A 19,092-nucleotide genomic window follows, 5' to 3' on the forward strand; every position below is an offset into this window, starting at 1 on the left:
TACCGACCGGTGTGGTTACGTCGAACCCATGACGGACAGAAGGGTCGACGGCCTCGCGGCTGCCGCACTGGTGGTGCTGTGGAGCTCGGGCTTCGTCGGAGCCGAGCTGGGCACCCGGACGGCGCCCGCGGTGACGCTCCTGGCGTGGCGGTACGTGATCGCGGCGCTGCTGCTGGGGCTGGTGGCCGCGGCACTGCGCCGCCCGACCCCGCCCGGCGCGTGGCGGCGGCAGGCCGGGCTGGGGGTGCTGGTGCAGGTCCTCTACCTCGGCGGGATCGTGACCGGGGTCGGGCTCGGGGTCCCGGCCGGGACCGCGGCGCTGATCGCGGCGGTGCAGCCGCTGCTCGTCGCGGTCGTCGGCGGCCCGCTGCTGGGCGAGCGGACGACGGGGCGCCAGCGCGCCGGGCTGGCGCTCGGGCTGGTCGGCGTCGTCTGGGTCGTCGCGGGTGACGTGGGGGGCGGTACCGCGCCGAACTGGGCGTACCTGCTGCCCGTCGGCGGGATGCTCGCGCTCACCGCGGGCACGGTGCTGCAGCGCCGGATGCGCGCCCCGGAGACGCCGCTGCAGTCGCTGACGATGCAGACGGCGGTCGCGGCCGCCCTGTTCGTCGCGGCCGCCCTGTTCGTCGCGGCCACCGCGGGCACCGGGGACCTCGTACCGCCCGCGGACGCCGCGTTCTGGTGGGCCGTCGCCTGGGTGGTCCTGCTGTCGTCGTTCGGCGGGTACGGGGCCTACCTGGTCGTGCTGCGCCGCAGCGGCGCACTGCGGGTGAGCACCCTGCTCTACCTGACGCCGCCGGTCACCGCGGTGTGGGCGTACCTGATGTTCGGGGAGGTCCCCGGGGCTCTGGCGTGGCCCGGCGCGGTGGCCTGCGCGGTCGGCGTCGCACTGGTGCTCCCGCGGCGACCGCAGGAAAGTGTCGGACCCCCGGCGCATGATGGTGCCCATGACCGCGCTCGACGGGTTCTCCCCCGCCACCCGTGACTGGTTCACGGGGGCCTTCGCCGCGCCCACCGCAGCCCAGGAGGGCGCGTGGAACGCCGCGCAGGCCGGGCGGCACGCGCTCGTCGTCGCGCCCACGGGCTCGGGCAAGACGCTGGCGGCGTTCCTGTGGGCGCTCGACCGGTTGGCGTCCTCGCCGGTGCCCGACGAGCCCAAGCACCGGTGCCGCGTGCTGTACGTCTCGCCCCTGAAGGCGCTGGCGGTCGACGTGCAGCGCAACCTGCGCTCGCCGCTCACCGGCATCCGGCAGGCGGCGCAGCGGCTGGGCCACGCGGTCCCGGACGTCACGGTCGGGATGCGCACCGGCGACACCCCGGCCGACGAGCGGCGCTCCTTCATGCGCACCCCGCCCGACGTGCTGGTCACCACGCCGGAGTCGCTGTTCCTGATCCTCACCTCGGCGGCGCGGGAGTCGCTCAAGGGGGTGGAGACCGTGATCCTCGACGAGGTGCACGCGGTCGCCGGCACCAAGCGCGGCGCGCACCTGGCGCTGTCGCTGGAGCGGCTCGACGAGCTGCTGGCGCAGCCCGCGCAGCGCATCGGGCTCTCGGCCACCGTGCGTCCGCTCGACGAGGTGTCCACGTTCCTCGCGGGCGCGCGGCCGGTGGAGATCGTGCAGCCCGCGATCCCGAAGACGATCCAGGTCACGGTCGAGGTCCCGGTACCCGATCTCGCCGCCCTCGACGCTCGGCCGGCGCCGGGCAGCTCCGACGAGGAGGTCATCGGGTCGGCGGCGGGCACGGCGCAGAAGCCGTCGATCTGGCCCGCGGTGGAGCGGCGGCTGCTGGAGCTGGTGCGGTCGCACCGGTCCACCATCGTGTTCTCCAACTCCCGGCGTCTGGCCGAGCGGCTGACCTCGCGGCTCAACGAGCTGGCTGCGGAGGAGGCCGAGGGGGCGCAGGACCTCGACGATCCGGACGCGGCCTTCCCCGCCGAGGCCGTCGGGCAGTCCGGGATCGGCGGCGGGGCTCCGCCCACGGTCGCGAAGGCGCACCACGGGTCGATGTCGCGCGAGCAGCGCACGCTCGTGGAGGAGGAGCTCAAGGCCGGGCTGCTGCCGTGCGTGGTGGCCACCTCGAGCCTGGAGCTCGGCATCGACATGGGCGCGGTCGACCTCGTGGTGCAGGTGGAGGCACCCCCGAGCGTGGCGTCGGGGCTGCAGCGCGTCGGGCGGGCGGGGCACCAGGTGGGAGCGATCTCCACCGGCGTCGTGTTCCCGAAGTTCCGCGGCGACCTCGTGTCCTGCGCGGTCGTGGCCGAGCGGATGAGCTCCGGGCAGATCGAGTCGATGCGCTACCCGCGCAACCCGCTCGACGTCCTGGCGCAGCAGATCGTGGCGATGGTCGCGCTGGAGCCGTGGGCGCTCGACGACCTCACGCGGGTCGTCCGCCGCGCCGCCCCGTTCGCCGCGCTGCCCGACTCCGCCCTGCACTCGGTGCTCGACATGCTGGCCGGCCGCTACCCGTCGGAGGAGTTCGGGGAGCTGCGCGCCCGCATCACCTGGGACCGCGTCACCGACACGCTGCAGGGGCGCCCGGGCGCGCAGCGGCTCGCCGTCACCTCGGGCGGCACGATCCCCGACCGCGGGCTGTTCACCGTGATGACGCCGGGCGGGGCCGACGGCGCCGGGTCGCGGGTCGGCGAGCTCGACGAGGAGATGGTCTACGAGTCCCGGGTGGGCGACACGTTCCTGCTCGGCACGTCGAGCTGGCGGGTCGAGGACATCACCCACGACCGCGTGATCGTCACGCCCGCACCGGGCGTGCCGGCGCGGATGCCGTTCTGGAAGGGCGAGTCGATCGGCCGCCCGCTGGAGCTCGGACGCGCAGTGGGGGCGTTCGTGCGGGAGATGTCGGCCCTGCCCGACGCCGACGCGCGGGAACGGGCCACCGCCGCCGGGCTCGACACGTGGGCGATCGACAACCTGCTCGCCTACCTGCACGAGCAGCGCGACGCCACGCGGCACGTCCCGAGCGACCGCACGATCCTCGTCGAGCGCTTCCGCGACGAGCTGGGCGACTGGCGGCTCGTCGTGCACTCGCCGTTCGGCCGCCAGGTCAACGGCCCGTGGGCGCTCGCGATCACCGCCCGGATGCGCGAGCGGCGCGGCGTCGAGTGCCAGGCCTCCGCCGGTGACGACGGGATCGTGCTGCGCCTGCCCGACGCCGTCGACGAGTCCGGCACCGAGGTCGTGCCCACCGCCGAGGACGTGCTGCTCGACCCCGCGGAGGTGGAGCAGATCGTCGTCGCGGAGCTGGGCGGGTCCTCGCTCTACGCGTCGCGGTTCCGGGAGTGCGCGGCGCGCTCGCTGCTGCTCCCCCGCCGCGACCCGAAGCGCCGCGCGCCGCTGTGGCAACAGCGGCAGAAGTCGGCGCAGCTCCTGGCGGTGGCGGGGCGCTACGAGCAGTTCCCGGTCACGCTCGAGGCGATGCGCGAGTGCGTGCAGGACGTCTACGACCTGCCGGGGCTGCGCTCGCTGATGGCCGACGTGCAGGGTCGCAAGGTCCAGGTCGTCGAGGTGGCCACGCCGGCGCCGTCGCCGTTCGCGCGGAGCCTGCTGTTCGGCTACGTCGGGATGTTCCTCTACGAGGCCGACGCCCCGCTGGCGGAGCGCCGCGCCGCCGCGCTGTCGCTCGACTCCACGCTGCTCGCGGAGCTGCTGGGCTCCGAGGCGATCCGGGAGCTGCTCGACCCCGAGGTGCTGGCCGAGGTCGAGGCGTCCCTGCAGCGACTCGCCGGGGACCGCCACGCCCGCGACGCGGAGGGGGCGGCCGACCTGCTGCGCTTCCTCGGCGACCTGACCACGGCCGAGGCCGCGGCCCGCGGGGTCGCCGTCGAGTGGCTGCAGGGGCTCGAGTCCGCGCGCCGGGCGATCCGGGTGCGCATCGGCGGCGAGGAGCGCTGGCTCGCCATCGAGGACGCCGGGCGCGTGCGCGACGCACTCGGCGCGGCCCTGCCCGTCGGGGTGCCGGAGGCGTTCACCGAGCCGGTCACCGACCCGCTGGGCGATCTCGTGCTCCGCTACGCCCGCACCCACGGCCCGTTCGCGTCCGCCGACTGCGCCGCGCGGTTCGGGCTGGGCGTCGCCGTCGTGGCCGGGGTGCTCGACCGCCTGGTCGGGTCGGGCCGGGTGGTCCGCGGGGAGCTGCGGCCCGGCGCGGAGGGCATCGAGTACTGCGACGCCGAGGTGCTGCGGCGCCTGCGGCGCGGGTCGCTGGCGCGGCTGCGGGCCGAGGTCGAACCGGTGGAGCAGCGGGCACTGGGCCGGTTCCTGCCTGCGTGGCAGGGCGTGCGCACGGGAGCGGAGGACGGCCGCCGCGGCCGGATGCGCCGCGCCCCGGGCGCGGAGGACGTCCTCGGCGTGGTGGAGCAGCTGGCCGGCGCACCGCTGCCGGCGAGCGCGCTCGAGTCGCTGATCCTGCCCGCGCGGCTGCCCGGCTACACCCCGGCCCTGCTCGACGAGCTCACCGCGGCCGGCGAGGTCACGTGGACCGGGTGCGGCCCCCTGGCCGGCAACGACGGCTGGCTCGCCGTCGCACCCGCCGACGTCGCCGACCTGCTGCTCCCCGAGCCCGAGACCGACCTCGCCGACGCCCCGCTGCACCGGGCCGTGCTCGGCGCCCTCGACGGCGGCGGTGCGCTGTTCTTCCGCGAGCTGGCCGAGCGGGCCGGGCGCGCGCTCGTCGCCGACGGGGAGCCGAGCCCGGGCGACGACGCCGTGGTCGCGGCGATCTGGGACCTCGTCTGGGCCGGGCTGCTCACCAACGACACCCTCGGCCCGCTGCGGGCCCGGCTCTCCGGTGGGAAGGGTGGCGCGCACCGCACGAAGCGCACGGCTTCGCGCGGGCGGTACGCGCAGCTCCGGGCCGGGCGGCCCTCCATGCCGAGCCGCGGTGGACCGCCGTCGGTGGGCGGGCGGTGGGCACTCGGGGTCGCGCGGGAGCCCGACGCCACCCGCCGGGCGCACGCCCGTGCGGAGGCGTTCCTGGAGCGGCACGGTGTGCTCACCCGCGGGGCGCTGGGCACCGAGCGGGTGGTCGGCGGGTTCGCGGCGGTCTACCGGGTGCTGCGGGCGATGGAGGACTCCGGGCGCGCGCGCCGCGGCTACGTGGTCGAGGGGCTCGGGGCGGCGCAGTTCGCGGTGCCCGGGGCGATCGACCGGCTGCGGGCGATGTCGCGGCCCGACGGCGCCGTGAGCGAGGAGGGCGGCCTGTCCCGCGTGGTCCTCGCCGCGGCCGACCCGGCCCAGCCCTACGGCGCGGCCCTGCCCTGGCCCGCCACCGTCGGCGAGACGAAGCACCGACCGGGCCGCAAGGCGGGCGCGCTCGTCGTGTTGGTGGAGGGGGCGCCCGCACTGTACGTCGAGCGGGGCGGGAGGTCGCTGCTGTCGTTCACCACCGAACCCACCGAGCTGACGGCCGCTGCGCAGGCACTGGCCGGGGCGGTACACGAGGGATGGCTCGGCTCGCTGGCGGTGGAGAAGGCCGACGGTGTCGGGTCGCTGGGCTCGGAGCTGGCCGACGTGCTCACCGAGGCCGGGTTCCGTGTCACCCCGAAGGGCCTGCGCCTGCGCGCCTGACCGGCGGCCGAGCGCGGGGACCCCTCCCGCCCGGCGTGCGACACACTCTGCACCGACACGGCCTGACGAGGAGGCGGTATGCGGCGCGGTCCCGGTGAGGAGACCCCGGCGGAGCGGCGGCGGCGGCGCGAGGAGGAGGAGCGGCACAGGCGCCAGGAGGAGGCCCGCAAGCGGCGGGAGGACGTGGGCGACGCCCTCGACGGGGCGGCGGACGTCGGGGAGGCCGGGTCGGGGTTCGAGGTGCCGGTCGGTGGCGGCCGCGGCAGCGGCCGCACCTCCGGTGGGCGTGCCGACGGGACCAGCAGCTGGGGTTGTGACGGCTGGGGCGGCGGCGGGGGCTCCCGCGGGTCGGGCTCGTCGGGGATCTCCGGCTCGTCCGGGGGCCGTTCCGGCGGCAGCGGGTGCGACGGGTGCGACGGGTGCGACTGCAACCTGACGCTGCTCTCGCTGACCCGGCTCTCGACCCTGCTCCTGCTGGCCGCCGCGGTGCTACCCGACATCGGCGGGGGTGCGGTGGTCCGCCTGATCCGGTTCTACCGCCGCCGGCTCACCAGCCTCACGCCCCGCTGCCCGTCGACGCCGAGCTGCAGCGCCTACGCACTGGCCGTCGTCGAGGAGCGGGGCGTGCGCCGCGGGTTGGTGCTGGCGGCGCGGCGCGTCCGGGAGTGCGGCCGGTAGGGGTCAGTAGTGGTCCGGCGACCCCAGCAGCCGCCCGACGACCAGGTCGACGTACCCCTCGACGACGTCGTCGAGGTCCAGCTCGCGGTCGGCCTGGAACCAGTGCGAGACGCCGTTGAGCATGTCGCAGATGGCGAACGCGGCGAGCCGGGCGTCCGGCACCGCGAACTCCCCGGCGGCCATCCCGGCGGCGACGCAGTCGCGGACGCGACGCTGGTACCAGCGTCGGTGGTCGTCGATCACCGCGCGGTGCTCGGGGCTCAGCGCCGCCATCTCGTGCAGCCCGACGATGTGCTCGACCCGGCGCCGGTCCAGGTGCTGCAGGTGGGCGCGGACGAGCGCGGCGAGGCGGTGCGAGGGGGTGCCGGGCGCGTCCAGCAGGGGGAGGGTGAGGGCGTTGGGCTCCTCGGTGACGGTCAGGCAGACCGCGTAGAGGATCTCCTCCTTCGACGCGAAGTGGTGGTAGAGACTCGCGCCGCGGATGCCGACGGCCTCGGCGACCTCGCGCATCCCGACCGCGGCGTAGCCCTGGTCGGCGAAGATCCGCGCGGCGGCGGTGACGATCTCCGCACGTCGCGCGGCCCGCCGCGCACGCGGACCGGGCCCCGGCTCCCGGGACGTGGCCGGGCCGGACCGCGACTCGGCCGGACCGGGCCGGGCCGGGACCGAAACCGGGACCGGGACGGACCGGGACGCGGTCCGCACGGTTGCGGCGGGCGGCCCGTCCGCGGCGGGCGACGCCGGCAGGTCCGGGTCAGACCCCGGCGCCGTCATCGGCGCAGCTCCCGTTTCAGCACTTTGCCCTGGACGTCGACCGGCAGCTCGGTGACCAGGTGCACGGCCTTGGGCGCCTTGAACCCCGCCATCCGCTCCCGGCAGAACGCGATGAGCGCGGCCGGATCGGGCTCGGTGCCCGGCTTCGGCACGACGAACGCGGTGACGGCCTCGGACCAGTACGGGTCCGGCAGCCCGACGACCGCCGCGCGCAGCACGTCGGGGTGGGCGTGCAGCTCCCGCTCCACCTCCTGCGACGACACGTTCATCCCACCCGACTTGATCATGTCGGTGAGCCGGTCGTGGAAGAACAGGTTGCCCTCGGCGTCGACGCGCACGATGTCGCCGGTGTGCAGCCAGCCCGACGCCAGCGCGGCCTCGGTGCGCTCCGGGTCGTCGTGGTAGCCGAGCATCACCGACGGCGACCGGCAGATCAGCTCGCCGACCTCGGCGTCGTTCCCCTCGGCGTCGACGACGCGGACCTCCAGGTGCGAGACCGGCTTCCCGATCCACGACGGGTCGCCGCCGCCGGGGATGTCGTCGATCGTCGCGAACCAGCCGACCGTGCCCAGCTGCGAGAGCTCCGACTGGCCCCAGTAGGTGCCCCACCGCACGTCCGGGGCGGCCGTCGACCAGGCCGAGACGGCGGCCGGCGCGATCTGCCCGCCGTAGGTCATCGCCCGGCGCACGCTGCCGACGGCGTCCGGCCCGAACCCGTCGGCGGAGGCCAGCGCGAGGTAGAACGTGGGTGTCTGGGCGATCACCGTGATCCGCTCGCGCTCGACGATCTCCAGACTCGACGCCGGGTCGACCGTCGCGGGCAGGACGAGCGTGGCCCCCATCAACGTCAACGTCGTCATCGAGCCGAGCCCGGCGATCGTCGAGAACGGCATGACGAACAACCACGTGTCCTCGGGCCCGGTCTGCAGCCCCCAGCTCCACGCGGGCGCGGTGGAGATCAGGTAGTTGCGGTGCGGGATGAGCACGCCCTTGGGCGCGGCCTCGGTGCCGCTGGTGTAGACGATCATCGCGACGTCGTGCTCGTCGACGTCGGCGTCGGGCTCCCCCGGCTCCAGCAGGGCGAGCGCGGCGTCGAGATCGGCGCCGAAGAGGGTGGCGTCGGGCAGCAGCGGCGCGAACTCCGCCGCCGCGAACACCGCCCTCGGTCGCGCACTGTCCAGCTGCCGGGCGATCTCGCGCTCCCCGAACATGACGTTGACGACGGTGAGCGCGGCGCCGATCTTGAGCGCGCCGTAGTAGAGCGCGATGACGTCGACGCCGTTGCGCGCCATCACCGCGACGACGTCCCCCCGCACCACCGACGCCGCGAGCAGCAGCCGGGCGAAGCGGTTCGCGCGGTCGTCGAGCTGGGCGTAGGTCGTCTCCACCCGATCCGGGGCGTAGGCGACCACGGCCACCTTGTCACCGCGGGTGCGGGCGTGGCGGCGGAGCTGGTCGCCCAGCGTGGCCCGGCCGATCGCGGCGCGGTGCTGCGGGGCGAGCGTCACGACGCGAACAGGGGCCGGTCGAACGACTCCGCGTACACGATGTCCTCGACGGGCATCCGTGCCAGCTTCGTCGGGAACGGCCGCTCCGGGTAGCCGATCGCGATGTGACCTGCGGTGATGAACCCCTCCGGGATCGACAGCAGCTCGCGCACGGCGGGCTCGGTGATGCACAGCAGCGTGGTGAACGCGGTGCCGACGCCCTCGTTGCGCAGCGCGAGGCACAGGTTCTGCACCGTCGGGTAGATCGAGCCGCCGCCGACGACCGAGAGCCGGTCGAGCCCGGTGTCGGTGGGGTGCAGGCCGTCGAGCTCGGCGCACGCGACGACGATCGCGGGCACGGTCGCCAGGTTCTCGGCGAAGTGGTCGGCGTCCAGGACGGTCTTCGGGAGCGCACCGACGTTGACCTCGCCGCTGGCGATGCCGTCGAAGTAGGCCTTCCACAACGGCAGGTAGAGGTCGGCGAGCGCCTGCTTGGTGGCCGTCTCGCGGACCACCACCCAGCGGACGGGTTGGCGATTGCCGCCCTGCGGACCGAACCGGGCGGCGTCGAACGCGCGGTGCAGCACCTCGTCGGGCACGGGCTCGGGGCGGAAGTACCGGCAGGTGCCGGTCGTTCGCATGACCTCGGTCAGCTCCATTGCCGCTCCTGTCCGTCGTTAGGCGTAGCCCCCGCAGAATCGAGCTGACAGGGCCCGTAGTCAAGAGTCCTGGTGTCGAAATCGCCTAACCGCCGTTAGGCTGCCGGACCATGGAGCTGACGGAACCGACCCCCGGGCACGCGCCAGGGCGGGACGAGCTGGCCCGGGCGATGGACCACGCCAACCTCCCGACCCTGGTCGCGGTGCTCCACCAGCTCACCGGCGACGCGCGCTGGCTGGCCGACCCGTACCGGCCCACCCGCAGCCGCGGCATGGACGATCACGACGACGGTGGGTTCACCGAGGACGTGCGGCGCGAGCTGTGCGCCGCGGCCGTCGACGCGGTGCTGGCCTGGTCCGACGGCCGCCCGCCCGCGGTGCCCGCCCCCACCGGCGACGCGCTGCTCGACCTGATGAGCCTCGCCGTCGGCGAGGAGGTCCCGCCGGAGTACGAGCCGATGGCCGCACTCGACATGGGGTTCCGCGCGCCCACGCCGGTCCCGGCCGCGTCCCGTGCGTTCCGGGTCGTCGTCATCGGGGCCGGGGTGTCCGGGATGCTCGCCGCGATCGGGCTGCGCGAGGCCGGGATCGACCACGTCGTGCTGGAGAAGAACGACGACGTCGGCGGCACCTGGCTGGAGAACCGCTACCCCGGCGCGGGTGTCGACACCCCCAGCCACCTGTACTCGTACTCGTTCGCGCCGCGGCAGTGGACGACCCACTTCGGCAAGCGCGACGAGGTGCTCGGCTACCTGCGCGAGATCGCCGACCGACACGACCTGCGGCGCGTCATCCGGTTCGGCACCGAGGTCGTCTCCGCGGTCTACGGCGACCAACGCTGGACGGTCACGACGGCCGACGGCGAGACGACCACCGCCGACGCCGTGATCACCGCGATCGGCGTGCTCAACCGCCCGAAGGTCCCCGACCTGCCGGGCACCTTCGACGGGCCGGTCGTCCACTCCGCGCGCTGGCCCGACGACCTCGACGTCACCGGCAAGCGCGTCGCGATCGTCGGCACCGGGGCCAGCGCGATGCAGATCGTGCCCGCGATCGCGGAGCGGGCGGGGCACGTCACGGTGTTCCAGCGCTCGCCGCAGTGGGCCGCGCCCAACGACGTCTACTTCGCCGAGGTCGACGCCGCGAAGAAGCTGCTGCTCGAGCACGTGCCGTTCTACCGGCGCTGGTACCGCACCCGGCTGGCCTGGAACGTCAACGACCGCGTGCACCCGGCGCTGCAGGTCGATCCGGAGTGGGAGCACCCGGAGCGCTCCGTCAACGCCGCGAACGACGCCCACCGGCGCTTCTTCACCCGCTACCTGGAGTCGCAGCTGGCCGGCCGAGAGGATCTGCTGGCCAAGGCCCTGCCCGACTACCCGCCGTTCGGCAAGCGGATGCTGCTCGACAACGGCTGGTTCGCCGCGCTGCGCCGCGACGACGTCGACCTGGTCACCGAGCCCGTCACCGCGTTCACCCCCGCCGGGGTCCGGGCCGCCGACGGCACCGAGCACGACGCCGACGTCGTCGTCCTGTGCACCGGGTTCGAGGCGCACCTGCAGCTCCCGTTCGACGTCCGCGGCCGTGACGGCGTGTCGATCCGCGACCTGTGGGGCGACGACGACCCGGACGCCTACCTCGGCGTCGCGGTCGCCGGGTTCCCCAACCTGTTCCTCACCAACGGGCCCGGCACGGCGCTCGGCCACGGCGGCAGCCAGTTCACCGTCATCGAGTGCCAGATGCGGTTCATCCTCGACGCGCTGGGCACGATGGCGGCGAACGGGATCGGCGCGGTCGAGGTGCGGCCGGAGGCCCACGCCGACTACGCCGCCCGCCAGGACGCCGCCCACGAACAGATGATCTGGACCCACCCCGGCATGCGGAACTGGTACCGCAATCCGGCCGGTCGGGTCGTCACGACGCTGCCGTGGCGGATCGTCGACTACTGGACGATGACGCGGCAGGTCGACTGGGCCGACTTCGTCACCGAGCCGGCCGGGTAGCTTCCTCTCCCGTGACGTCACCCTCGACGGACCGTCGCCCGGCTCCCCCACCGATCGACCCGGCCGCGCTGGGGCGGGTGGTGGTCGTCGCCGCCCACCCGGACGACGGGGTGCTCGCCGTCGGCGGGCTGCTGCGCGCGGTGCTGGACACCGGCGGACAGGTGGAGCTCGTCGTCGCCACCGGGGCGGGGCCCGACGGGCTCGACCGTGCGCTGGCGGCGATCGGCCTGGGCGGGGTACCGGTGCACCGCCTCGGGCTGGGCGGCGACGGGCTCACCGCGGCACTGGTCCCGCTCCTGCGCGACGCCGACACCTACCTCGCCCCGTGGACCGGCGACCCGCATCCCGACCAGGCCGCCACCGGGCGGGCCGCGGCGGACGCGGCCCCCGTCACCGCGTTCGGCTTCGGCTACCCCGCCGGCACCTGGGAGCGGATGGCGGCCGACGACCCGGGCGTCCCGTGGGAGCACGCCTACACCCATCCCCTCGACGCCGACGTGCGCGCGGCCAAGCGCCGGGCCCGGGCCTGCCTCGGTGCGGTGGCGGTCCGGGAGGCGGGCACGGAGGTCGTGTTCCGGTACCCCCGCTCGTCCGGAGCTCCGCGCGCGCGGTTCGACGAGTTGTACGCCCGCGGCGTCGGCGACCCCTGGGAGACCCGCACGGCCTGGTACGAGCGCCGCAAACGCGCGATGGTGCTGGCCTGCCTGCCCGCGGAGCGCTACCGGCACGCCGCGGAGCCCGCGTGCGGCACCGGCGCCCTGACCGGTGACCTCGCCGCGCGCTGCGACCGGATCAGCGCATCGGACTTCGCCGACTCCGCCGTCGCGCAGACGACCGCGGCGGTGCCCGGCCACGTCGACGTCGCCCGGCTCACCCTGCCCGACCCCGCCGCCCTCCCGGCGGGGATCGACCTCGCGGTGCTCTCCGAGGTCCTCTACTACCTCTCCGACGACGACCTCGCCGCCGTCGTCGACCGGCTCGCGGCGGCCCTCGAGCTGGGCGGGGACGTCGTGCTGGTGCACTGGGACGGCTGGCCCGCGGAGGCCCCGCGCGACGGGGCGGCGGCCCACCGCGTGCTGCTGGAGGACCCGCGCTTCGAGCTCCTGGTCTCCGTGGTCGACGAGGAGTTCCTGCTGCACGTGCTGCGGCGCTGGTGATCAGCGGCGCCTGCGGCTGGGCCTGTGGCCCGAGGAGTTCCTGCGGGGCTTCGTCGGCTTCGACCCGGGGATCCTGGCCGGGGCGGCGGCCACCGCGACGGGCACCGGATTCGGCAGCGCCTTCAGCAGGGGCGCGACGGGTCCGAGGCGGCTGAACACGATCCGCTGCTGCACCAGCGTCCACACGTTGTTCGTCAGCCAGTACAGCAGGATCGCGACGGGGAACGGGAAGAACAGGCCGCCGACCAGCGCCCCGAGCGGGAAGATCCACGGCGTCGCGCGCATGATCGACGCGGCGGGCCCGGTGGGGGTCGTCTGCTGGGCGAGCGAGTGGCGCGCGGTGAAGTGCGTGGCGACGGCCGCGATCACCATCAGCGGCAGGGCGACGGCCGCGACCTCCCACCGGTCGACGTGCGCGCCGAAGGAGTCGAGCAGGTCCTGCGGCATCGACAGGTACGACGACAGCGGCGCGCCGAACAGCCGGGCCTGCAGGAACGAGCGCACGTCGTCGGGCGGGAAGACGTAGTTGGCGATCGTCGAGTTCTGCTCGAACGTCAGCCCGGGCCGGTTGAACCCGTGCAGGACGTGCAGCAGGCCGATGAACACGGGGATCTGCAGCAGCGCGGGCAGGCAGCCGCCGACGACGCTCACCCCGTGCTCGCGCTGGAGCTCCTGGGTGGCGCGGGCCAGTGCGGCGCGGTCGTCGCCGTGGCGCTCCTTGAGCAGCGCGACCTGCGGGGCGAGCGCGCGCATCGCGCGGCCGGACCGCACCGACGCGAGGAACGGTCTGATCATGACGGCGCGCAGGGTGAGCACGAGGAACACCACCGACAGCGCCCAGCCCAGGCCGCTGGTGGGGCCGAGCAGGAACGCGAACAGCTGGTGCCACACCCACATGACGGCGGACACGGTGTAGTAGACGGGATCGAGCACGGTGGGACACTCCGGAGGCAGCCGGGACGAGGGACACGTGTCCGGCGGGAGCGTCGCTACACCGCCGGTGACGTCTCCGACGGGGCTCGGGAGCGGGTGTGCCCGGCGGCGTCCGGGTCGTGCTGGCGGGGCGCGGCGCGGCGGGCGATCGCGCGGCGGCGGTCGCGGGCGGCGGCGGCCGGCCCGGGGACGTCGACCGACGGGCCGGGCTGCGCGACGCCCCAGACGAGCAGCAGCGCGCCGACGGCCCCGATCAGCAGCGACCCGGTCTCGGCGGGGCCCGCGTCGAGCAGGCCGGCGTCGACGAGCACGGCCCCGAACAGCGCGGAGACGAGCAGGACGAACCCGCTCACCCGCGCCCAGAAGCCGTGCATGGGATTCACGGTACCGGCTGTGCCGGTGACCGGCGGAAACCGCTGGCCCCCGTCCAGCGGGGCGGGCAGCGTGACCCCGTGCTCACCGTGTTCGACGCCCGCACCCTCCTCCCGCCCGAGCGCCCCGGGCCGCTGATCCACGCCCACGCCGCGGCCACCGGCGTCGGGCGGATCCGGGTGGACCGCTGGCCGGGCCCGCGGGCGGTGCACGTCGAGCTGCCCGGCGGCAACCACGCGCTCGCCGGGGATCCCGACGCCCTCACCGCCGACGACCTGCGCGGCGTCACCGGCCTCGTCGACGCGGCCCCGGAGTGGGCCCCGCTGCTCGGCGCGCCCGCCGCATGGCCCCGCCTGTTCGCCGAGCTGCCGCCCGGCGTGCCCGTCCCCCGCTCCACCGCCCGGCTCCTCGGACCGGCCGACGCCGGAGCACTCGCCGCGCTCGACCCGGGGTGCGCGTGGATCCACGAGACATGGGGCGGGCCGGCCCGGCTCGCCGCGGCGGGCGTCGCGCGGGCGGTGGTGCACGACGGGCGGGTGGTGTCGGTGGCCGTCCCGTTCTACGTCGGCGCGCACCACGAGGACGTCGGCGTCGTCACCGACCCGGCGCACCGCGGCGCGGGCCTGTCCACGGCGTGCGCCGCCGCGCTCGTGCACGACATCCGGGCCCGGGGCCGGATCCCGAGCTGGACGACCTCGCCGCCGAACCGCGCGAGCCGCGCCGTCGCCGCCCGGCTCGGTTTCGTCACCGCGGGCGAGGGTGTGCTGTGGGCCGTGGGGGTGCCGGTGCCGGACTGACCGTTCGCGCGCCGGGCCGGGTCCCGCGCGGGCCCGGGGAACGCGCGGGACCGGTTCAGCGCGGGTCGGTCGGGAGGAGCCCGCGCTGGTAGGCGGCGGCCACCGCGGACGCGCGGTCGCGCACCTCGAGCTTCGCGTAGACGTGCAGCAGGTGCGTCTTCACCGTCGCCTCGCTGATGAACAGCGCCCGGGCCGTCTCGCGGTTCGTCGACCCGTCCGCGACGAACCGCAGGACCTCCATCTCCCGCGCGCTCAAGGTCTCGGTGGAGGGGGTCCGGACCTGCCCCATCAGCCGTCCGGCTACCGCGGGCGACAGCACCGCCTCGCCCCGGTGGGCGGCGCGGACCGCGCGCAGCAGCTCGTCGCGCGGGGTGTCCTTGAGCAGGTACCCGGTGGCGCCGGCCTCGATCGCGGGCAGGACGTCGCGGTCGGCGTCGAACGTGGTGAGCACGAGCACGCGGGTGGCGGGAGCCGCGCGGCGCAGTGCCCGGATCGCGTCGACGCCGTCCATCACCGGCATCCGCAGGTCCATGAGCACGACGTCGACGCCCGTGCCGGACTCCACCCGCGCGAGCGCCTCGGCCCCGTGCCCCGCCTCACCCACGACGGACATGTCGGCCTCGCCGTCGATGACGCCGCGCAGCCCGTCGCGGACGACGGGGTGGTCGTCGACGATCAGCACCCGGATCACGTGCCCTCCTCCTGCACCGGGATGGCCGGCACGCTCGCGCTCACCGCGGTGCCCTCCCCCGGCGTGCTCTCGATCTCCAGCATGCCCGACACCCGGCGCACCCGCTGCTCCATCGCCCCCATCCCGAAGCCCGACCCCTCCGACGGGCCGGTGACGGCGGCGGGATCGAAGCCGCACCCGTCGTCGACGACGTCGAGGACCACCACGTCGTCCATGTAGGACAGGGTGATGCCCGCGCGGGTCGCGCCCGCGTGCCGCCCCACGTTGGCCAGCGCCTCCTGCGCCACGCGGAACAGCGCGACCTCGATGTCGGGCAGCAGCGCCCGCGGCTCGCCGGTGACCTCGACCCGGACGTCGACGCCCGCCGTCTCCGCCCACGCCTTCGCCATGTCGGCCACGGCATCGGGCAGCTGCGCGTCCGCGAGCCGGCCGGGAGCCAGCGCGGCGACCGAGCGGCGGGCCTCCGTCAGGCTCTCGCGGGCCAGCGCGGCGGCGGTGGCGAGGTGGCGGGTGTGGGCGTCGCCCCCGGCCGCGCCCGCCGCCTCCAGCTGCGTGACGACGCCCGTCAGCCCCTGGGCGATCGTGTCGTGGATCTCCCGCGCCATCCGCGCCCGCTCGTCGGAGATCCCGGCCTCGCGGGCCTGGGTGAGCAGGCGGGCGTGCAGCTCGGCGTTCTCCTCGAGGGTCTCCGCCAGGCGGCGGTTGGTCTCGTGGAGCTCCTCGATGACCTCCCCGCGCCGCAGCGACTGGTCCACCGTCAGCGAGTTCATGTAGGTGAACAGGCTCGCGAACCCGGCGTTGAGGACCGCGACGAGCGCCCAGCCGGCCAGCACCACGGGGGTGAGTTCCACGAACGGGCCGCCGAGCTGCCCGTACGCCGCGAGCACCCCGACCGCCGAGATCCCGACGAAGCGCCACCGGCCGCGCAGGTACTCCCAGGAGTGCGCGTACCCGGCCAGTGCCGAGAACGCGAAGAACGGCGATCTCACCACCAGCACGGCCATCAGCACGACGAACCCGGCCACGTAGACGGCGCCCAGCGCGGGGCGGCTCGCCGGCTCCCCCCGGTGGCAGGCCCCGCCCTCGCCCTCGACCCCGCGCAGCGGTCCGAACGTGAACACCGCCGACCACGCGACCGCCGCGGCCACCCACCCGGCCGTCACCAGCCACTGCACCGGCGTCGCCGTGACGACCAGTGGGGTCAGCGCGGCGCCGATCGCGAGACCGACGTAGGGCACGTAGCGGCCGACGGCCGCGTCGATGCGGCCGTAGCGCTGCTCGCCTACTCCCACCGGAAGAACCTAGCCGCCAGCGCCGTGCACACCAGCGCGATCAGCGCCATCACCGCGAGCCGCAGCGGGTCGGGCCCCGCACCCGTCCACGCGTCCGCGAACGCCCCGATCCCCGGTGGCACGAACTCCCCGATCGTGACGACGGACGTGGGCAGCAGGAACTTCGGCAGGTACACCCCCGCGAAGAACTGGGTGAGCATGAACAGCACGGTGCCGATCGTGGTCGCGGTACGGGCCTTCGGCGCGAACGCGGCCACGACGAGGCCCAGGGAGAACACGGCCGCGGTGCCGAGCACGAGCGCCACGGCGAACGCGAACGGGTGGCGCGGCGCGGGTACGTCGAGCACGACGACGGCGACCACCACCATCAGCAGCGCGCCCAGCACCGCGGCCGCCATGTTGATCAGCAGCTGCGCCACGAGGACGGCCACCGGCCGGACCGGGGTCACCGCGAGGCGGCGCAGGATCCCCTTCTCGCGGTAGGTCGCGAGCCCGACCGGGAACCCCTGGACCCCCAGCACGGCGATGCTCACCGCGAGCAGCGACGGAGCGAAGTACTCGGTGAACCGCAGTCCGCCGAAGACCTCGGCGGGCTCACGCAGAGCCGGGACCGCGCCGAGCGCGGCCAGGACGAGCGACGGCAGCACGATCCCGAACAGGGCGTTCATCGGGTCGCGGGCGAAGAGCCTCAGCTCCGTGCGGACGAGGGTGATCATGCCGGTTCCTTGCTGGTCAGGGCCACGAAGGCGTCGTCGAGGTCGGGGTGGTCGAGCCACAGGTCGGCCGCGACGACCCGGTGGGCGGCCAGCGCCGAGGTGACGGCCGCGAGCAGGTCGCCGCTGCCCCTCACCTCGACGCGTTCCCCGCGCCGGACCAGGGACTCGACGCCGGGCAGGTCGGTGAGCAGCGCGTCGTCGAACGGGGCCGTCGGCCGGAACCGCAGCCGCTGGCCGCCCGGCAGGGCCGCCACCAGACCGGCCGGGGTGTCGAGCGCGACGACGCGTCCGGCGTCGAGCACGGCGAGGCGGTCGCAGAGCCGCCGCGCCTCCTCCATGAAGTGGGTGACCAGCACGACCGTCACGCCGGCGTCGCGGATCTGCTCGACCGCGGCCCAGGTGTCGCGCCGGGCCTGCGGGTCGAGCCCGGTCGTCAGTTCGTCGAGGACGGCGATGCGCGGGTTCCCGACCAGCGCGAGCACGATCGACAGCCGTTGCCGCTGCCCGCCGGACAGGTGCGCGTAGGCCGTGCGGCGCTTGGCGGCCAGGCCCCAGCGGTCGATCAGCTCGTCCGGGTCGGCCGGTGCCGGGTAGAAGGACGCGAACAGCTCGACGGCCTCCCGCACCCGCAGGCGGTCGGGCAGCTCACCCGCCTGGAGCTGGACGCCGATCACCTCGTGCAGCGCGGCGCGGTCGCGCTGCGGATCGAGCCCGAGCACCGAGACCGAGCCCGAGTCGGGGACGCGGAGTCCCGCGACGCACTCCACCGCCGTCGTCTTGCCCGCGCCGTTGGGCCCGAGCACTCCGAAGATCTCCCCCTCCTCGACGGAGAACGAGACGTCGTGCAGGGCGGTGTGGTCACGGTAGCGCTTGTGCAGGTCCCGGACCTCGATGACGGCCATGACCCCATGGTCGGGCGCGGCGGCCCGCGCCGGATCGACCGCGGGGCGGGACCCCGTCCACCGATCGGTGGACCCCGCCCCCGGGCCGTTGCGGACGGGCGGGAGCGGGTGGCTGCGGATAGGTTCGGGCGATGCCCGAGGGTGACACCGTCTACCTCGCCGGGAAGCGCCTGCGCACCGCGCTCACCGGCCACGAACTCGTGCGCGGGGAGCTGCGGCACCCGCGGCTGGTCGAGCACGACCTGGCCGGGCGCACCGTCACCGGCGTCGCGTCGGTGGGCAAGCACCTGTTCACCCGCTTCGACGACGGGCGCAGCCTGCACAGCCACTTCCGGATGGACGGATCGTGGCACCTCTACCGGCCGGGCATGTCCTGGCAGCGCCCGGCGCACGAGGCCCGCGCGGTGCTCGCGACCGCGGAGCGCGTCGCCGTCGGGTTCGCCCTGCACGACATGGAGCTGCTCCCCACCGCGGACGAGTCACGGCTGGTCGGGCACCTCGGCCCCGACCTGCTCGACCCCGAGTGGTCCGACGCCCACGCCGCCGAGGCCCTGCGCCGGTTCACCGCCCGCGGCGCGTCGGAGGTCGGGTCGGTGCTGCTGGAGCAGCGCGTCATGGCCGGGGTGGGGAACCTCTACAAGACCGAGGTCTGCTTCCTGCGCGGGATCTCCCCGTGGACGCTCACCCGCGACGTCGACGACCCGGCCGCGGTCATCGCGCTGTCGCGCGAGCTGCTGCTGCGCAACGCCGACCGCCCCGAGCAGTCCACGACCGGGGAGCTCGGCCGCGCGCAGCACTGGGTGTTCGAGCGGGGCGGGCAGCGCTGCCGGCGCTGCGGCACCCGGATCCTGGTCGCCGAGCAGGGCGAGAGCGTCTACGCCCGCATCGCCTACTGGTGCCCGACCTGCCAGCCCGGCCCCGCCCCGGCCCCCACCCGCCGCCCGGCCCGCCGACGCTGACCCCGCCGACCCGCCGGACAGCGACGGCAAACTCGCCGGGCGGCGGCGGCAAACTCGCCGGGCGGCGGCGGCAAACTCGCCGGGCGGCGGCGG

16 protein-coding genes are annotated in these 19,092 nt (G+C 75.3%); 7 read left to right on the top strand and 9 right to left on the bottom strand.

The annotated features are described in order from the left end of the window. Positions 1–28: 28 nt before the first annotated feature. The 3 genes from I4I81_RS14310 to yidD all read left to right on the top strand — a co-directional run bounded on the left by I4I81_RS14310 (position 29) and on the right by yidD (position 6,260). Positions 29–985 carry a DMT family transporter gene (locus I4I81_RS14310; protein WP_218601355.1) on the top strand — a complete coding sequence of 319 codons (957 nt, stop codon included), beginning with the start codon at positions 29–31 and terminating at the stop codon, positions 983–985. After that, positions 948–5,582, top strand: a complete 4,635-nt coding sequence (locus I4I81_RS14315; RefSeq protein WP_218616095.1) for an ATP-dependent helicase — start codon at positions 948–950, stop codon at positions 5,580–5,582. Before I4I81_RS14310 ends, I4I81_RS14315 begins: the two co-directional genes overlap by 38 nt. A gap of 78 nt (positions 5,583–5,660) precedes the next feature. Continuing rightward, entirely contained in the window at positions 5,661–6,260 is a 600-nt protein-coding gene (yidD, locus tag I4I81_RS14320; RefSeq protein WP_218616096.1) for a membrane protein insertion efficiency factor YidD, read from the top strand. Positions 6,261–6,263: 3 nt separating this feature from the next. Here yidD and I4I81_RS14325 read toward each other — a convergent pair whose 3' ends face one another. The 3 genes from I4I81_RS14325 to I4I81_RS14335 are packed head-to-tail and all read right to left on the bottom strand — an operon-like array spanning position 6,264 to position 9,180. Further along, positions 6,264–7,034 carry a TetR/AcrR family transcriptional regulator gene (locus I4I81_RS14325; RefSeq protein ID WP_218616097.1) on the bottom strand — a complete coding sequence of 257 codons (771 nt, stop codon included), beginning with the start codon at positions 7,032–7,034 and terminating at the stop codon, positions 6,264–6,266. Continuing rightward, positions 7,031–8,542: a class I adenylate-forming enzyme family protein gene (locus tag I4I81_RS14330; protein ID WP_218606193.1), complete on the bottom strand. Its 1,512-nt coding sequence runs from the start codon at positions 8,540–8,542 to the stop codon at positions 7,031–7,033. Before I4I81_RS14330 ends, I4I81_RS14325 begins: the two co-directional genes overlap by 4 nt. Beyond that, a complete protein-coding gene (locus I4I81_RS14335; RefSeq protein ID WP_218606192.1) occupies positions 8,539–9,180 on the bottom strand; it encodes a nitroreductase family protein in 642 nt (213 codons plus the stop codon). Before I4I81_RS14335 ends, I4I81_RS14330 begins: the two co-directional genes overlap by 4 nt. A gap of 110 nt (positions 9,181–9,290) precedes the next feature. On the opposite strand from I4I81_RS14335, the gene I4I81_RS14340 reads away from it, so the two are divergent. Continuing rightward, on the top strand, positions 9,291–11,180 hold the full coding sequence (locus I4I81_RS14340) for a flavin-containing monooxygenase (RefSeq protein WP_225924580.1): 1,890 nt from the start codon (positions 9,291–9,293) through the stop codon (positions 11,178–11,180). Between the two features lie 11 nt (positions 11,181–11,191). After that, positions 11,192–12,337: an SAM-dependent methyltransferase gene (locus tag I4I81_RS14345; protein ID WP_218605728.1), complete on the top strand. Its 1,146-nt coding sequence runs from the start codon at positions 11,192–11,194 to the stop codon at positions 12,335–12,337. On the opposite strand, the gene yidC is transcribed toward I4I81_RS14345, so the two are convergent. Both yidC and I4I81_RS14355 read right to left on the bottom strand, forming a co-directional pair. After that, on the bottom strand, positions 12,338–13,270 hold the full coding sequence (yidC, locus tag I4I81_RS14350; protein ID WP_218605727.1) for a membrane protein insertase YidC: 933 nt from the start codon (positions 13,268–13,270) through the stop codon (positions 12,338–12,340). A gap of 56 nt (positions 13,271–13,326) precedes the next feature. Further along, a complete protein-coding gene (locus I4I81_RS14355) occupies positions 13,327–13,644 on the bottom strand; it encodes a DUF6412 domain-containing protein (RefSeq protein ID WP_218605726.1) in 318 nt (105 codons plus the stop codon). Between the two features lie 78 nt (positions 13,645–13,722). Between I4I81_RS14355 and I4I81_RS14360 the strand changes: the two genes are divergently transcribed. Further along, a complete protein-coding gene (locus I4I81_RS14360; RefSeq protein WP_218616098.1) occupies positions 13,723–14,439 on the top strand; it encodes a GNAT family N-acetyltransferase in 717 nt (238 codons plus the stop codon). A 55-nt stretch (positions 14,440–14,494) separates the two neighbouring features. On the opposite strand, the gene I4I81_RS14365 is transcribed toward I4I81_RS14360, so the two are convergent. The 4 genes from I4I81_RS14365 to I4I81_RS14380 are packed head-to-tail and all read right to left on the bottom strand — an operon-like array spanning position 14,495 to position 18,040. Next, positions 14,495–15,130, bottom strand: a complete 636-nt coding sequence (locus I4I81_RS14365; RefSeq protein ID WP_218606391.1) for a response regulator — start codon at positions 15,128–15,130, stop codon at positions 14,495–14,497. Continuing rightward, entirely contained in the window at positions 15,127–16,422 is a 1,296-nt protein-coding gene (locus I4I81_RS14370; protein ID WP_218616099.1) for a sensor histidine kinase, read from the bottom strand. Before I4I81_RS14370 ends, I4I81_RS14365 begins: the two co-directional genes overlap by 4 nt. Beyond that, a complete protein-coding gene (locus I4I81_RS14375) occupies positions 16,413–17,138 on the bottom strand; it encodes an ABC transporter permease (RefSeq protein ID WP_218606226.1) in 726 nt (241 codons plus the stop codon). Before I4I81_RS14375 ends, I4I81_RS14370 begins: the two co-directional genes overlap by 10 nt. Beyond that, positions 17,135–18,040, bottom strand: coding sequence for an ABC transporter ATP-binding protein (locus tag I4I81_RS14380; RefSeq protein WP_218606225.1), 906 nt, complete (start codon positions 18,038–18,040; stop codon positions 17,135–17,137). The genes I4I81_RS14375 and I4I81_RS14380 overlap by 4 nt, the downstream gene beginning before the upstream one ends. A gap of 131 nt (positions 18,041–18,171) precedes the next feature. Here I4I81_RS14380 and I4I81_RS14385 point away from each other — a divergent pair, with 131 nt between their 5' ends. Next, positions 18,172–18,999, top strand: a complete 828-nt coding sequence (locus I4I81_RS14385) for a DNA-formamidopyrimidine glycosylase family protein (protein ID WP_218616100.1) — start codon at positions 18,172–18,174, stop codon at positions 18,997–18,999. Positions 19,000–19,092: the final 93 nt, after the last annotated feature.

Source organism: Pseudonocardia abyssalis (genome assembly GCF_019263705.2).
GTDB classification, from domain to species: Bacteria; Actinomycetota; Actinomycetes; order Mycobacteriales; family Pseudonocardiaceae; genus Pseudonocardia; species Pseudonocardia abyssalis.